This is a genomic window from Pseudoxanthomonas sp. PXM04 (assembly GCF_014851695.1).
GTDB classification, from domain to species: domain Bacteria; phylum Pseudomonadota; class Gammaproteobacteria; order Xanthomonadales; family Xanthomonadaceae; genus Pseudoxanthomonas_A; species Pseudoxanthomonas_A beigongshangi.
The window spans coordinates 65,955-80,995 of record NZ_JACVAG010000004.1 but is presented as its reverse complement, the minus strand read 5'-3'; the positions used below and the strand labels follow the sequence as shown (position 1 = coordinate 80,995).

At 61.1% G+C, this 15,041-nt stretch carries 19 protein-coding genes; 9 read left to right on the top strand and 10 right to left on the bottom strand.

What is annotated here, in order from left to right:
• Window positions 1–386 precede the first annotated feature (386 nt).
• Window positions 387–998, top strand: a complete 612-nt coding sequence (locus IB228_RS11130; protein WP_192198494.1) for a hypothetical protein — start codon at window positions 387–389, stop codon at window positions 996–998.
• Window positions 985–1,737 carry a hypothetical protein gene (locus IB228_RS11125; RefSeq protein ID WP_192198492.1) on the top strand — a complete coding sequence of 251 codons (753 nt, stop codon included), beginning with the start codon at window positions 985–987 and terminating at the stop codon, window positions 1,735–1,737. Before IB228_RS11130 ends, IB228_RS11125 begins: the two co-directional genes overlap by 14 nt.
• A 957-nt stretch (window positions 1,738–2,694) precedes the next feature.
• Here IB228_RS11125 and IB228_RS11120 read toward each other — a convergent pair.
• The 5 genes from IB228_RS11120 to IB228_RS11100 form a co-directional block, all read right to left on the bottom strand.
• Window positions 2,695–3,000: a hypothetical protein gene (locus IB228_RS11120; RefSeq protein WP_141452850.1), complete on the bottom strand. Its 306-nt coding sequence runs from the start codon at window positions 2,998–3,000 to the stop codon at window positions 2,695–2,697.
• Between the two features lie 375 nt (window positions 3,001–3,375).
• Entirely contained in the window at window positions 3,376–3,537 is a 162-nt protein-coding gene (locus IB228_RS11115; RefSeq protein WP_183636293.1) for a hypothetical protein, read from the bottom strand.
• Window positions 3,538–3,747: 210 nt separating this feature from the next.
• Window positions 3,748–3,903 (bottom strand): hypothetical protein, encoded by a 156-nt coding sequence (locus IB228_RS11110; protein ID WP_183636291.1) that lies wholly within the window; start codon window positions 3,901–3,903, stop codon window positions 3,748–3,750.
• 542 nt (window positions 3,904–4,445) lie between these two features.
• Window positions 4,446–4,796: a hypothetical protein gene (locus IB228_RS11105; protein WP_192198490.1), complete on the bottom strand. Its 351-nt coding sequence runs from the start codon at window positions 4,794–4,796 to the stop codon at window positions 4,446–4,448.
• An 18-nt stretch (window positions 4,797–4,814) separates the two neighbouring features.
• Window positions 4,815–5,069, bottom strand: a complete 255-nt coding sequence (locus tag IB228_RS11100; protein WP_192198488.1) for a hypothetical protein — start codon at window positions 5,067–5,069, stop codon at window positions 4,815–4,817.
• 318 nt (window positions 5,070–5,387) lie between these two features.
• Here IB228_RS11100 and IB228_RS11095 point away from each other — a divergent pair, with 318 nt between their 5' ends.
• Window positions 5,388–5,840, top strand: a complete 453-nt coding sequence (locus IB228_RS11095; RefSeq protein ID WP_192198486.1) for a fasciclin domain-containing protein — start codon at window positions 5,388–5,390, stop codon at window positions 5,838–5,840.
• A 1,012-nt stretch (window positions 5,841–6,852) separates the two neighbouring features.
• On the top strand, window positions 6,853–7,236 hold the full coding sequence (locus tag IB228_RS11090) for a nuclear transport factor 2 family protein (RefSeq protein ID WP_192198485.1): 384 nt from the start codon (window positions 6,853–6,855) through the stop codon (window positions 7,234–7,236).
• Between the two features lie 334 nt (window positions 7,237–7,570).
• On the opposite strand, the gene IB228_RS11085 is transcribed toward IB228_RS11090, so the two are convergent.
• The 3 genes from IB228_RS11085 to IB228_RS11075 form a co-directional block, all read right to left on the bottom strand.
• Entirely contained in the window at window positions 7,571–8,110 is a 540-nt protein-coding gene (locus IB228_RS11085; RefSeq protein WP_192198483.1) for a hypothetical protein, read from the bottom strand.
• Window positions 8,111–8,203: 93 nt separating this feature from the next.
• The gene (locus IB228_RS11080) at window positions 8,204–8,737 is read right to left on the bottom strand and encodes a Gar/GrdA family gentamicin resistance ATP-binding protein (protein WP_192198481.1); all 534 of its coding nucleotides are present in this window, start codon (window positions 8,735–8,737) and stop codon (window positions 8,204–8,206) included.
• A gap of 25 nt (window positions 8,738–8,762) precedes the next feature.
• Complete coding sequence (locus IB228_RS11075; RefSeq protein ID WP_192198479.1) at window positions 8,763–9,692, bottom strand: S41 family peptidase; 930 nt, start codon at window positions 9,690–9,692, stop codon at window positions 8,763–8,765.
• Between the two features lie 93 nt (window positions 9,693–9,785).
• Between IB228_RS11075 and IB228_RS11070 the strand changes: the two genes are divergently transcribed.
• Genes IB228_RS11070 through IB228_RS11060 form a run of 3 tightly spaced genes read left to right on the top strand, consistent with a single transcriptional unit; the run spans window position 9,786 to window position 11,903 of the window.
• Window positions 9,786–10,226 (top strand): MarR family transcriptional regulator, encoded by a 441-nt coding sequence (locus IB228_RS11070; RefSeq protein WP_343227070.1) that lies wholly within the window; start codon window positions 9,786–9,788, stop codon window positions 10,224–10,226.
• 48 nt (window positions 10,227–10,274) lie between these two features.
• Entirely contained in the window at window positions 10,275–11,153 is an 879-nt protein-coding gene (locus IB228_RS11065) for an alpha/beta hydrolase (RefSeq protein ID WP_192198475.1), read from the top strand.
• A gap of 27 nt (window positions 11,154–11,180) precedes the next feature.
• A complete protein-coding gene (locus IB228_RS11060) occupies window positions 11,181–11,903 on the top strand; it encodes a glutathione S-transferase N-terminal domain-containing protein (protein ID WP_192198473.1) in 723 nt (240 codons plus the stop codon).
• A 76-nt stretch (window positions 11,904–11,979) separates the two neighbouring features.
• Here IB228_RS11060 and IB228_RS11055 read toward each other — a convergent pair whose 3' ends face one another.
• Entirely contained in the window at window positions 11,980–12,267 is a 288-nt protein-coding gene (locus tag IB228_RS11055) for an EF-hand domain-containing protein (protein WP_192198773.1), read from the bottom strand.
• A 46-nt stretch (window positions 12,268–12,313) separates the two neighbouring features.
• The gene (locus tag IB228_RS11050) at window positions 12,314–12,832 is read right to left on the bottom strand and encodes a hypothetical protein (protein WP_192198471.1); all 519 of its coding nucleotides are present in this window, start codon (window positions 12,830–12,832) and stop codon (window positions 12,314–12,316) included.
• Window positions 12,833–13,015: 183 nt separating this feature from the next.
• On the opposite strand from IB228_RS11050, the gene ompR reads away from it, so the two are divergent.
• Together ompR and IB228_RS11040 are read left to right on the top strand one after the other, a co-directional pair.
• The gene (gene ompR, locus IB228_RS11045; protein ID WP_183636272.1) at window positions 13,016–13,738 is read left to right on the top strand and encodes a two-component system response regulator OmpR; all 723 of its coding nucleotides are present in this window, start codon (window positions 13,016–13,018) and stop codon (window positions 13,736–13,738) included.
• Window positions 13,735–15,039 (top strand): ATP-binding protein, encoded by a 1,305-nt coding sequence (locus tag IB228_RS11040; RefSeq protein WP_183636264.1) that lies wholly within the window; start codon window positions 13,735–13,737, stop codon window positions 15,037–15,039. Before ompR ends, IB228_RS11040 begins: the two co-directional genes overlap by 4 nt.
• Window positions 15,040–15,041: the final 2 nt, after the last annotated feature.

The window sequence follows — 15,041 nt, the reverse complement described above, 5'->3', positions numbered from 1 at the left end:
CTAAAATCCGCCGACAACCTGGCGACGGGTTCGAGCCCTCCCCTGCCCCGGAACAAGGAAAAACAACGGGTTAGCTTTTCATTCCGGCCCTTCCCGTTTGGGCAGTCGAGCTGCGGCCCGATGTGCCAGCTACCGCCGAGCCTGGGCGGGGGGATTTCAGGGATGCGCTTAGTTAGATAGCTCAAAAACATGTGCCCCCCACTTCCACGGCAAGCCTCGCCGACGCGGCGACGGGATGCGCCCTCACCTGCGAGCGCTGCACCGTTCCGAATCGGACATTTGCCAAGCAATCCATGAACTGCTCTAGACTAGGCCTCGCAAAGAGGCAAAGCGCTTTATGGGGACGGAGAGACTGGTACGTAGGCCGGATTCGCAAGGAGCATTAGATGGCAAAGCAAACGAAGGCCCCCGAAAAGGTGGGCAGGGTGAAAATTCGCCTCGTTGAGTTCGAGGTCGAAGGCAGTGACCAAAGCATCCAGGAAAGTTTGAAGAGCATCGCGGCAGCATTGAATCGCGGCGCTTCGCCGTCTGCGGCTAGGCCCATGTACATCGGGTCTGGCAATCAGAGCGAGGAAGAGTTCGATGAAGAGTTGGAAGAAGGCGAAGAAGAAGGTGTCATCGAGAGCACGAGCACCCGTGTTCCAAGGACACCAAGAAAGGCGCCGACTCCGAATATCTTGGAGATAAATTTCACCGACGTCTCACCCACGTTAAAAGAATTCGTCGCACAGACAACTCCGAAGCAAGTTCTTCAGAAATACTTGGTAGTTGCTTACTGGTACAAGCACACGCGCGGCATCTCTGACCTTGCCCAAGATCATTTCTTTACAGCATTCCGGCATCTGCAGTGGACTGTACCCAAAGATCCCTCGGGGCCGATCAGGGACCTGCGCCACAAGCGCCGTACGCAGATGGGGGCCGGGTCTACGCCTGGCACCAGCACCATCAATCACATTGGCGAAAACATTGTTCTCGAGATGCTGAATGGCACCGAGTGATATCAGTCACTGGACGGCCTCGATAAGCGATTTCGCCAAGAAGGGCATTCCCACGCAAACGGAAGTGTTTGCGTGGTACCTGCACGAAGCCGAGGGTAAGGAACGCTTCTCAACGGGCGACATTGGGAGCTGCTTCGATAAGACGCATCTCCCAAGACCGGTGAATATTGCCTCTACTCTCACGAAGCTGGCAGCTAAGAAGCCCGCAAGAATCATTAAGGACAAGTTGGGTTACAGGCTTTCCGCATCGGCTCGACAAAGCCTGCAAATGAGCTACCCAATTCGCCAATCAAGTGCGATGACTACGAAGCTGCTAAACGACCTCCTTCCGCGCATTACGGACAGGAACAATCGCGCGTACTTGGAGGAAGCACTGATCTGTTTCGGACACAAGGCGTACCGCGGCGCCGTGATCATGGCGTGGAACCTAGCCTACAGTGACGTCGTGGACCGCATCTACGCGAAAGGTCTAGCCCAGTTCAATACCCAAGTGGGAACTCACAACTTTAAGCGTCCTATCGTCAATCGAACTGACTTCGCCGATCTGAAGGAATCCGATGTCATTAAAATTGCTCGGACAGCGAAATTGATTAGCGGTGAGACCCTAAAACTTCTTGAAGAGAAGCTGGGCAAGCGAAACTCAGCAGCCCATCCCTCTGGAAAGGTCTTCGTCGTTGTTTCTGCCGAGGAGTTCATCTCGGATCTTGTTGAGAACATCCTCCTTAACACAAACATCTAGAACGACGTCTCAGACGCATCTGCGGGTACCAACAGCCACATATATCTGTTCACGTGAGGAGGTGACTACCTCTACAACGTACCCCCCGATAAATCTCCCTAATCCCCTGCCTCGATGATATCCGCGTCCGGCCAGAAGTGGACATCAATGCCTGAACAAAGCTGAGCCGCGAAGCGTCTTCGGCTTCAATGAATTGTTAGCCGTGAACCCGTTAACTCTCATATGAGCTCATGAGATTGCAGATTGCATACGCTTCTGTGCCTAAGAGATAGCGTTCGTGATCCCATACAGCGAACAAATGCTCAGTGCGCCGTTGCTGATTTGGCCACTTAGTCTTGATGTGGCTGGTAATCCTTGCTTCCGCCAAGCCTTTGCCGACGTACACGCAAAGCATTGTTTGCGTGTCATGGTCATCACAATTTTCATAGTCAACCCACAAATGATATAGGCCGATCTTGCCGCGCAAGCTCCTTAAATAGTCTTTGTAGGTTAGATCACCAAGCTGGATTGCTTCGTCAATAGGAACGAAGGTGCAGAACGCGCTCTCATTGAAGATCTGGCTTGCTGAAGGAATGGCACTGAGCTCCGTCTTGCCTGGTACTCACCCCTAGCCAGGAAGCAATCTTCAAACGCCCTCGACGAGCCGCAAATCGGTCCCCTGAGGGCACCGCTTATTCCATGTTGAAAGCGAATGTCAACCGCAAGTAATACAAGATACGAGCGAACGAAAGGCCCCGCATTCGCGGGGCTTTTTTGTTTTCATGTCGCAGCCAGTAACGCGCCCCTCTTCTTCACGATATGGCGGCGCATGACTGTGTCCACTTCTCGCGTCCCTGCTGGGCCGGACCCGATCAATCGACGGAGAACATCACGCGAGCGTTGCGGCGCCCCAATCTGGCATTCGGGCGCTGCATGCCGGGGAGGAAGACACCGCCCCGACATGATGCGTATGCCGCGTCAGCGCATCGCGCGCTTGCGTTTCAGCAGCTTTCGCTTGGGGCCGTCGCCGGGTTGGGCCGGGGTGACCGATATCCATTCGGACTGGTTCATGATGCGGTCGACCTGGCGCTCCATGTTCTCGAAGCTGGCATACCAGCGATGGATGGCCATGGTGGGTTCGTTGTGTTCGTCGCCACCGCAGGCGGCGCTGAGGCAGCCCATCAGGTTGAGTTGGTTGCGCAGTTGTTTCAGTTCGTAGATGGCCGCTTCGGAAAAGAAATAGCCGGTGCGCGGCATGGCGGGCGTAGGGGAATCTGAACTCATTGGCGGTACTCCGGTCCGTGGGGAAAGATCCCCGTTGCCGGATGGCAGACGGGGATGTCGGGAGGCCAAAAAACCGCATTGAGTCGGCGGGCGTATTCCCTCTTGCGAGGTCTTGTATTAGCCGCCCTCCCGACGTGACTTCCACCACGTCGGAGTACCGATGCTGCTGGTACAGAAGAGCCACCGAGAACTGCAACGGTGGCTCTGCTCAATGTAGGAGTTTTTGGACTCCGGCGACGAGTCTGCCTTCGCCATCGAACGTGTTCAATGCTTTGGCGTTCAATGTTAGGCAGATAACCTGGCGATAGTTCGAAGCGACCTACCCTGTCATCCTCAACTACCGACGTTCGGACAAGTCCCGGCACATGGTTGTTGCTACCGAACAAGCTGAACATTGAGTTTTGCGATGGGCCGGAAGATGTCGTCGGTGTAGTCGAGGCTTCCCAGCGGCCCAAAAATTCCAACAAGGGTCACCCATGAGCCGCCCTTCCCTTTCAGCAAGGCGACCTGCCCCGTAAGCAGGATGGAGTCAGCCATGCTGAAGTTGTCGGAGAACTCTTTGCTTGTGATGCAGGATGACCATCTCCAGGCGGATTAATGTCATCAGGTGATTCCAGCAAGGTTCGCAAGAACAAAAAACTGGCTTGCCTATTGCCAGAATCGACTTGAAGCTCCGTCCGCCACTCGCTTCAGCAGATGCCAGGAGGCTGCCGAGCCTTCTCCCAAGTCAAACTTCGACAAGAAGGCTTAGGGCTTCTTGGATTTGAAATAGCCGGCGTCATACAAATAGCCTAGTGCTGCGCCAATGGCGATACCGATGGCGATTCGGTCGATGAATGCCCCCAGCGCCAAGCCAAAGACCATGCCGAGCAGCAGCCCCTTGTACGAAGTTGCAGGGTTCATGTCCTATTAGTCCCAACTGATATTCAGCAGGATACAGGCTAACGCGATTTGGCTTTCGATGCAGACCAACACGGCCACTGCAAGCCTGGAGAATGTCCACTAACATGGCAGGCTCAACAAGTAGCCACTACACGGCACGGAGACCATGATCAGGCACACCCCCGTTGCCACCGCATAACTTGCCCGGCTACCGCGGATGCAAAGTGGCCCATATCCGCCCCCCAAAGCTCCTTCGGGCGAAGATACGGTCTAGAGGGTCATGTCGGCGAGTCCGAACAAGTATCCCTTTGACTCCAACAAACTCCTCAGTCGCCTTTCAACAGCGTCCTTGTCATGAAGGCGCCAAGCCCACAGCTCGTAATAGGGCTGCTTTGCCTGATCGTAGGCTGAAGTCCGCCGGCTGACGCTTACATCGGACGATTGCGCCGCCTCCTGCCACATGGACTGGAGTTCGGCAGGGCCAATCGACTGGCGATTTCCGACGTGAAGTGTGAATGTAAGTTCGTGCTTATGCCGCACAACCATCTCCCTAGTTTGGAGCCTCAAACAACATCAGATATGCCGAGACGGAACCAGACAACTTTGACCACTCGCTCGGCATAGAGCCAATCGAGCCTCTTTCTCGGATCGATTTGCCTGTCATAGGAGCACTTCAAAACGCTCTCCAGCTCGACCAGCGCCTCCCCTTTCCAGGCCAGGTAAGCATCGTAGGAGAACTTCAGTGTAGGACGTAATTGATGGAAGCTTTGCTCCAGGCCGGGAAACCCATTTGCCGAGATTATCTGCTCCCAAAATTCCAGTTCGGCCTCAATGTTGATGACCGTCCTCTCCGCGATATTTGACAGGTCCACAGGCCAACCCCGGCAGTCCCCGGACATGGTTGCATCACGCATCGCCTTGGACGCGTTGCCCTAGAGGCACGCCTTTTGCCTGCGCTCGGGAAATCCCGTCCAGAATCTGAATTCGCTGCGAAAATGGCATGCAATGTGTTTGGCCACGTGGCGCACAGCGCTCGCCTTGGCAATGGATGGCCGTGATTCCACGGCGGAGGGCGGTATCGGCCAGCCTTCGTTCTCGGCCCGTTCCACAGCGCCTGATATCTGCATGGCAGCAATGCCTTCACCGAATTTGGCACTCACGACGCGGTGCCCCTTGTATCTGTTCATGACGTCCTCGCTTTCGTGCAGGCCGGCACGAGACGGACGTTGGAGATAGGCGGAGTTCGCATTCCAGCAGCGGCTCACCATAGCACTTCTGCGACGCGAGCGCCGATGCCTGTCCCCCGCTCAGACCGACGGCAACGCTCACGGCACAGTAACAACCATGGGGCTATGGTCATTGGGTTGCCGCGCAATGCCGCAACGGCTCCTCAAGCCGCGCCGCACTTCCACCCACTCTCCGCATTGAGTTCTCGCCCCGGCAATCGGGGCTTTGGCTTCGGCCATCTTCGATTTGCAATCCGCAAATCACACCAAGGCTCACCCATGAACACGACCCAAGAAAACAAGTCCCAGGAGAAGAACCTCCTGGATACCGCCGCTGCCAACGGTTCCTTCAAGACCTTCGCCCGCGCCGTCAACCAATCAGGCTTGAAAGACACCCTGGCTGGACCAGGCCCCTTCACGGTCTTCGCTCCTACCGATGAAGCGTTCGCCAAACTGCCTCCGGGCAAGCTGGAAGAATGGTTCAAGCCCGAGAACAAGGCGGAGCTCACTTCGGTGCTGAACTATCACCTCGTCAATGGTCGCCGCAGCAAGGCGGACATCGGCAAGTGGGAGGCTGCGCGGACAGTGAACGGCCAGCCGGCCCCCATTCAACTGGCAGGCGACAGGCTCAGCATCGATGGCGCCGAGGTTACCCAGGCGGATATCGCCTCGACCAATGGCGTTCTCCATGGCATCGACAAAGTCAACATCCCGGCAGCGACCAAGCACTAACGGGTGACATGCAATGGATTGCGAACGGCAGGAAGGAATTCCTGCCGTTTTCTTGTTGCCCCTGATCAAAGCCCTCCTGCGGATGTCGCCTGTCATGCGCCTTCGCACACCGGGTCCAGGAGCGAATTGACGTCAAGCCTGAACCGTACACAAGGGGCTACAGATGACTTACCTCAAAGAACGCACCAACAAAAACCTGGCCAAGCCACGCCCGCCCTTCTCACTCAAACAACCCGCCCTTCCAATCAGGCGGAAGAAGAGCGTCCGACGACCTCGCCCCCATTGAAAATCACTACCCGCGAGGATAAACGATGAGTATCTCCGACCAAGCCACCGCATTGATGGTCAAGATTGTCTATCAGCTTAGGCCGCCTGCCACCACGACGATGGCTCCATGCCTTCGTTGCAGCAGCCCGAGTCCCGGAGGACAAGTCTGCGCCGCGTGTTTGGACGATGACCTGGGTGGTCTGATCAAGAACAGAGGTGCCGCCGTACGCTGGCTTAACTCAGTGAAGCAGGCCGCTCAGGACGAGCGAACGGTCATTTCATATGCGCAGAAGATGGACGAGGCGAGAACCAGATAGAACGGCCGAACCGCCTTTCGCGACCATCCCCGGAAACTGACGGCCCCGCAGTTTGCAATGAAACATCAGCATCATGCCTTTGCTCTCTCAAGGCATCCATCGTTCCCCATCCAATTGCAGTACCGGGCCTACCAGAAACCAAAGAACGACAAGGATTATCGCCACTGAGACGGCGACAGCCACCGCAATCCAGATCTCGCCAGATGTCAACTTCACTACCGCGCCCTCCGCAGGGTATCGAGGTTGCGCGCTGAACAGTGAAAGGGGAATGATGGCTGCAGATGACCTGGCCTCCCCTGGCGCATAAAGACACCCAAAGTTGTCTAGCGCTCCTGGCCTGACCGCGTCATCCCGCCCTCACAACACGATGACGTTGCGTACACGTCGTGTGTGAAAAATCCAGGTTTCCTTCAATACCGAGACCCGACATGACTACCCAGAAGGACATCATGGAGCTGGAACGGCAGTTCTGGCAGGCGATAGTCGATACGGACGTCGATACTGCAATCTCGCTGCTTGATGGAGAATCGGTTTCCGTCTCCGGATGGGGAATCCATCACTTCAGCCCCTCCGAATACAGGAAAATGGCTTCGTCCGGCGATGCGCGGGTCACGGCCTTCAAGTTCTCCGAGGAACGGGTAATTTTCCCCGCGCCTGATGTCGCCATTGCGACCTACAAAGCGGACCAGTCCATTACCGTCAGCGGGAAGAGCCAGGACATGGTGGTTTACGACACCACGACATGGGTCCGCAAGGATGGGGCCTGGGTGGCCTCAGCCCACACCGAAACCTTCCGCCAGACCAACTCCTAGCCGGACTTCCCACCACATACGGTTAGCGCGCGCCGGCAATAGGAGGAATGTCAGTCGCTGTCCTGTCGCTGCCAGGCTCCATGCACCAGTAAACGCCGTATGCGATGGCGACCAGCGCCACCGCAATGAGGGCGCCGAGGGCGATCCTTCGTTGTGTCCTGAGCTTCATACCCGGACCGTAGCACCCTCCCGTTACCGTGGCGCCCGGAAAGGGTTGCCATTACGTATCGATGTGAACTGCGTGCCTATTCCGTTCAGAGTTAGTCCGACACCAAGAGGGCGCCCCAGGGGTGTTCGAGCCATTGCCGGTGACGGGATAGCCCTCTTGGACCGGTTAATCGCCCTTGAACTCGTCAGCAAGCCTGTTCAGCACGCACTCCAGCATCGACTCGAAATTCTCCCACTGCTCCAGTGGCTCCGTCGAAGTCTCCAGACGACGGTAGACGCGCGCGCCCCAAGCGCGGAAGTAAAGCACGGACCCGTCCTCATCGAGACCGCCAATGTAGAAGTCTTCGGGATTCGAGTTTGCCGGGCGGAGCAGACCATTATGATCGATCAGGTCGAATGGCTGGCGACGCTCCGGATCGCGGCTGACTTCGGCGCGAAGGCCGAAGATCGAAAGGCCTCCCTGATAGAAATGCGCGCCGTTGAAGGACGCCAGGTACGCCATTGCGCGCGGGGGAAACGTGGTCGGCGACCTTCGCTGGCGACGCTCCACCTCGTCCTCGGACAAGGGGGCGAACACGACGTGTCGAAAGGCAGCCGGCCCGACCTCCGGCATTGTTCCAATGCCCGTCCAGCCGAATCCGGCATGGTTCGGCTCTCCTGCATTGCTGTGGATCACTGAATCGAGAATGGTCTGCAAGGTATTCATTTTCCACGGCCCGCCTTTCCGGCCCGGGTACGCATTCCGGAGCCGCTTCCAAGACATTTCACCATACGGTTCGTCCCTCGCCTGGTTTGATACTTACCCGACCTGGACACCACCCGACGGGTAACGATGCCGGATTTCACGCAACAAGGCATCGGCAAGCTGCTCGGGTGGCGCGGTCGCGTCCCATGGCTCGCCAAGCTCGCGGCCGGCCGCGCCGCTCAGCACGGCATGCTCGCGGTGGAATGTTTCCTTCTCGTAGTCGAGTTCGTCGCTCGCCCTGACGCTTGCCCGCCGGTCTATCCGGGCCAGATTCGATTCGGGGTCCAGCGTCATGCGGAAGCAGAGGATCCGGTCATCCAACCGGGCCAGCCGGCGGCGGAGGTCCTCCAGTTCGGCTGCGGTTTCCCAGAGATGGTTGATCACGAAATGGCGGTAGCCGAATCGTCGATGGTGGCGCAGCAGCAACAGGATACCCCGGTGAAGGTGCTCGACCGGATCCGCAGGCAGCGGATTGACCGCGACCAGACTGTCGCCGTCCAGCATGGCGCAACGATCGATTTTCTCCGAAAGAACTTCGGAGAGCGTCGATTTGCCTATGCCCAGCGGGCCGTTGATCACGATGATCATGAAAGTCCGCGCCTCCGGCGCACGGTCATCGGGTTGCTTCGCCGACTTCCAGATCGCCGCCCAGGACGCGGCGCGCGACATGGAGCGGATCATCTCCACCGTTCACATCCGGCGCCACGCCTTCGCGGTCCCAGTTGCCGCCGGTCCGGACGTTGAGCGGCCGGGCATCCGGAATGAAAATCTGGAAGCCATGCGGCAATGGCTTGGGGTCACCCAGCAGGTTGGCCGCACCCGCGCTGCGCGAACCGATCACCGCCGCCCTGCTGGCGGCCTGCAGGGAATAGGCGACGTACTCCGATGCGGACGCGGAACGGCGGTCCAGCAGGACCACCAGCCCGCCATGGTATTCCGGCAGTTCACGCTTGGGCAGCGGCTCCGTCCGGCGCGCCGAGCGCGCCTGGATGTCCTGAACCGAAGACACCTCGTCGCCCAGGAATGCACGCACCAGCTGGCCCGCGGTATCCGCGTCGCCGCCGCCGTTCTGCCTGAGGTCCAGCACCAGTCCCTGCGTGTCCTTGAGCAGTTCCATTGCATTGCGGAGCTTGGGGCCCGCCATGTCCCAGGGATAGAAGGACGCCAGGCGCAGGTAACCGATGTTGCCTTCCAGCACCTTCACTTCCCGCACGCCCATGTTGGCGGGCTTGCCGGCCGCCCGCCAGGCCATCAGCCAATCGTCATCGGCGCCCGCCTTCTCTTCGATCACCCGCTCGATCAGGAAGTGTCCGTCGTAGGCATCCAGATCCCGGTTGAGTCGCTTGGAGAAGGAAAGCCAGTCGCCACATGCATCGGCGTAGCGTCCCTTGTCCGACCAGTCGCGGACGCTTTCGGCAATCTGCCGGGCTTCCTGCGCAATCACGTAGTCCTTCTCGATGGCTTTCGCCATCTGTTCGAGCACGGCTTCCTGCTGCGAACAACCGCCCGCCAGCATCGCCGCCAACCATAGTGCCTGGCTCATGACCCCTCTCCTCCCATGCGGTTATTGACAATATATAAGTGCTAACATATATTCCGGGGCATGACAACACCACATGCGACTTTGGGCACGCTGTTGCGTACGCTCATCGATCAGTTGGATTCGGCGGTCGCGGATGCGTACGCCGAATCCGGACTCGACTACAAACCGCGCTTCACGCCGATCATCCGCGCGCTCTCCCAACACGGCCCCTCGCGGATCAAGGACATCGCCGACGGGATGGGCGTGAGCCATTCTGCGGTCAGCCAGACCCTGAGCGCGCTGGTACGCGCCAAGTGGGTCAAGCTCCTGCCCGGCGAGGACAGTCGCGAGCGCATCGTGCACCTGACCCCTTACGCGAAGGCCCGCCTGCCCCTCCTCGAAAAGCACTGGGCGACCACCGCGAAGGCGGCGGCCAGCCTCAACGAGGACCTGGGAATTTCGCTTGAAGACGTGCTTCGCAACGCGCTGAAGGCGTTGCAGGACCAGTCGTTCGGGGAGCGCATCCGGAAAGCGGGTAAAGTCCGTTCCGCCTGACCCGGGCGTCCATCCTTCCCGCCACATCGCACCCACCGGAGAGTCCAGATGCGTGGTCTTCGTCTTTTCGCGTTCACCCTGTCGCTGCTGCCGTGGCTGGCCTGCGCCGCGACGCTCCCCTCCCCCACTTCCCTTCCCATCACCGCCGAGATAACGGGCACCGGTACGACGGATCTGGTGCTTGTTCCCGGCCTGTCCGGTGGCGATGTTTCCTGGCAGGAAACCGCGGTGCGATTGTCGGACCGGTATCGCGTGCACAGGCTCCGGATAGCCGGACTCGAAGGGCCTGTTGGCGATGCTCCCGCACCAAGCAGTATCGGCGCGGTCGCCGAAGCGCTGACGAGCTATATCCAGCGGAATTCGTCCCGTCCCGTCATGCTTGTCGGGCATTCGGCCGGCGGCGTGGCGGCGCTGATGGCCACGCTCCAGAAGCCCGATCTGGTGGCGCGCGTCATCATCGTGGACGCGCTGCCCTTCATGTCCGCCAATCGCGGCAGCACAAGCGTGGACGAGGAACTGCGCGGCAAGGTCGGCGCGGAGGTCCGGGACATGCGCGCGGAAGACGCGGCGGCCTTCGAAAAGCGGATGCGGGCGCAGGCTTCGTCCTCGGTGGGCAATCCGGACACCGCCGCCCGAATCGCGCAAGGCGGTGCACGCAGCCATCGAGACACCTACGCCGCGTTGTACGAAAGTCTCTCGACCACGGACCTGAGAGCCGAAGTCGCCGGCCTGCGTCCGCCGTTGACCGTCATCTTCGCCGACCAGTCGCCACTTGGCGCGCCCGCCGGATACATGGCCCGCCGCTACCGGGAGCAGTATGCGAGCAGCCGGGCCACGTTGGTGGAAGTCACCGATGCCCGTCATTACCTGATGCTCGACCAGCCGCGCGAGTTTGCCGAGGCGCTGGATGCGGCATTGATGGATTGAACCGAGCCGGCATAGCGTGAGGTTGGCATGGCACTGCTGATCGGCGAGGTGTTCTCGCCCTGGACGCGCAAGGCGCGATGGGCGCTGGACTACTGCGACGTGGCCTATCGCTACCAGGAGTACGTCCCGTTCCTCAGCGAACCCGGGCTCAGGCTCAGGTTGCGGCAATGGCATGGCAAGGTGTCGGTTCCCGTGCTGTTGACGGACACGGGACCGGTACGTGGCTCGTTCGAAATCGCCCGGTACGCCGCGCTGGCATCGGGTGATGATCGGCTGGGCGATTTCGACCGGATCCGGTTCTGGGATGACATCAGCGAGCTGGGCCTGGCTGCCGCCAGGACCCGTGTGGTCAGGACCATCGCGGAGCATCCGGACGCGCTCGACGAATCCCTTCCCCACCTGCCTTCGCGACTCAGGCCCCTGCTCCGCCCCATCACCCGCCGCGTGGTGAACGCACTGGACCGGAAGTACGCGCACTTATACGGGGCCGGCAACCACCGGAACGCGCTGTTTGCATTGCGCCGCGGTTTGCGCGAATCCGGAACGGGATTCGTGCTGGACACTTTCAGCTACGCCGACATCACCCTGTGCGCCCTGCTGGACGCGGTGGTCCCCGAAACCGATGCCGTGTTTCCCGGCGAAGCGCAGCGGCGCTGCTGGCAGGACGACCAACTGGCCGATGAGTTCGCCGATTTGCTTGTCTGGCGGGAGCAACTGCGCCCGTATCGCGCTTCCCCGCCTGTCGGCTGAATGCCGATGCGTACCGCCACCCGCTTCCCTGCGGGTGGCCCGTGAGGGGAACGCCCGTTCCCCCCACGGGTACGGGCTAGCGTTGACCGCCGCGTCGTCTTCCGACCAGTTCGCTGGCCGCCGCGCGGAGTTCCTCGCGTGAAATCCTGTCGTCGCGATCCGCATCGATGCGATCGAAATGCTCGGCCAGCTTAGGCAAGGAAGCGTCGGCCTCGGCACGACTGATGTAGCCGTCCTGATCCGTATCGGCGGATTGCAGGCGTTCCTGGAGCGCCTGCTTGCGCGCGCCGCGACCTTGCTGCGCATCCGCGGCGAACGAAACCAGCAACAAGCTCGCCAGCAGGGTGAAATGAATGCTTTTCATGGATGGGATCCTGTCGATGGGAATTCAACGTTCCGGGTTGTCGCAATCAGCGCTGGCGGCAGGGCGCGGGATCGCCATTGGCATCGTGGCAACTCCCGGAGTAGCTGACCTTTCCGTCGGAGAATGCGAGCGAGCCGTCGTAGTGGCCGCCATCGCGCGTGGTGAGCGTGGTGGCACGGGTGCCGGACACGCTGCCGTCCGCGCTCCGGCTGATGCTGCCGGAACGGTCGACGCCCGCACCGCCGGGACCATGGAGCGAGATATCGCGCTGACGACTCGCATTCCCGGCGTGATCGCGCTGGCTGGAAGTTTGATAGCCGGCGGTCCCGCCCCGATGACCCTGTGCCGAGCCCTGCCGATTGAGCGAGGCGTTTCCATGCCCGTCCGCCTGCCAATGGCGGCTCCGCCGGGACTCGAAACGGGCATTCGAACGGGCCGCTTCAACCTCGCCGGCATGCGGGCTCCGTTCCACATGGCGGAAACGCTCGCGTCCGACAGCCCACTGGCAACTGGCCAGTGCTATCGCGAAAACAAACATTCGGGTCCAAACAGGGACTGTGTTCATGGTGGTTCCTTCGGGTAGGGGTTGGCCGGGAATTCCGACGCATCCACGCTAATCGCGCTCCGCTCCCTCCATCGCACGCAGATGTAAACCGCCGTTTCTCCCGGGCGTTCCAGAAACATCCGCTTACAAATCGGCACCGGTTCCCCGCTGCCGGCGACCGGCATTGCCGACATAGTGACCGCCATGAACGAATCCACGCCGTCCCGCATCCTGATCGTCGATGACGACGCCCGCCTTCGCGAGCTGCTGTGCCGTTATCTGCGCGAATCGGGCCTGCATGCCAAAGGCGTGGCCGACGGCAGGGACATGGATGTCGCCCTGGGCCGTGATCACTACGACCTCGTCGTGCTCGACCTCATGCTGCCGGGCGAGGACGGGCTGGCCCTGTGCCGCCGGCTGCGCTCGCAGGACGACGCCGTTGCCGTGGTCATGCTCACCGCCAAGGGCGATGACGTGGACCGCATCGTCGGGCTGGAGATGGGCGCCGACGACTACATTCCCAAGCCGGTCAATCCGCGCGAACTGGTGGCGCGGATACGCAGCGTATTGCGACGTTCCCACCGCGTTCCCGGCGCCCCTTCGCCCGAGGCCGGATGCCTGCGATTCGGCGCGTTCACCCTGGACATGGCGGCCAGGACGCTGCATCGCCATGGACGCCCCCTGCGGATGACCGGAGGCGAATTCGCCGTGCTCTCGGTGCTCGCGCGCCATCCCCATACCACCCTGAGCCGCGACCGCCTGATGAGTCTGGCGCGCGGCCGCGGCCTGGAGGTAATGGGCAGGAGCATCGACATCACCATCGTCCGCCTGCGCAAGCTGGTCGAGGAAGACCCGCGCCGGCCACGCCTGATCCAGACGGTATGGGGTGCCGGCTATGTGTTCGTCCCGCCGGCGGAGGAAGCATGATTCCGCGCATGATTTCGCGCATGACCCCGCGCATCAACCGGCCATCGACGGTATTCGGACAACTGGTGGCGGTCATCTCGCTGTGCCTGCTGGGCGCGTTCGTGCTGACCTTCCTGCTGGTCAGGGAACTGTGGGTGCGTCCGGCGGCGGAACAGTCCTATCGCGTGATGGATGGCTTTGCCAGGACCGTGGAGACGCTTGCCCGCAAGGAACCGATCGACACCACGGTGAGCCGCCTGCAGGCCGCCGGCCTGCGTTTCCAGACCGCTCCGCCCGTGGACACGCGGCCCCGGATCGCGCCCTACCTGCGTGAACTGGCGTCGCTTTCGGGGGCCGGGGATGTGGCGCCGCGCGAGGTCCGGATTGCGGACGGCCCCGGCGGGCGACCGGTCCTCTGGCTCAGGCTGCGGACGGAGCCTTCATTGTGGATTTCATTCGCGCGCGAACGGGTGCAGGGCGAGGTGCGCTGGCTGCCGCTGCTGATCCTGCTGGCGTGCGCGCTCGCGGTGCTGGTGGCGGCGGGATGTTTCGCCCGCAGGCTGGTCATCCCCCTGCGCAGCCTGGCGCAGCACGCACCGGACGTGGTGCGCGGCGAATGGCCGCGCCTGCCGTTGCCCCAGGCTTCGCGGGAGGTGGCGGAACTGGCGCAGGCGCTTGGCCGGGCGGGCGATGACCTTCGCGCGATGATGGACGATCGCAACCTGATGCTCGCCGGCATATCGCACGATCTGCGCACGCCGATGATGCGGTTGCAGTACGCGGTGGAGTTGCTGCCGGGAACCGATCCGGAACTGCGCGCGGGCATGCATCGGGATATCGAGGAGATGGACGACATCCTCGGACAGTTCATCGCCTATGCCCGCGATGGCAGGGATGAAAACAATCGCACCCTCGATCTGGCGGCCATCTGCCGGCAGGTCGTCGCCGTCTCCGGCGTGGATTGGCAACTGCAGGTTCCCGACCAGGCGTGGCTGCGCGGGCGACCGATGGCCCTGCTCCGGGCGCTGGAGAACCTGGTGACCAACGCGCTTCGGCACGGTGCCCCGCCCTATGAACTGCGGCTCCGGCGGGAGGGCGATGCGTGGTGCGTCGACGTCATCGACCACGGTTCGGGCATGCCGCCCGGTCATTCGCGCGAGGCCCGCAAGCCTTTCGTCCATGACGCCACGCGCGGTGGCAGCGGCCTGGGCCTGGCCATCGTCGAGCGGATCGCGGCCCAGCACGCGGGCGATCTCCAACTCGGTTCCCACCTGCCGCACGGGCTGCGGGCCACGCTGCGGCTGAAATCCAACCTGGAGTGACC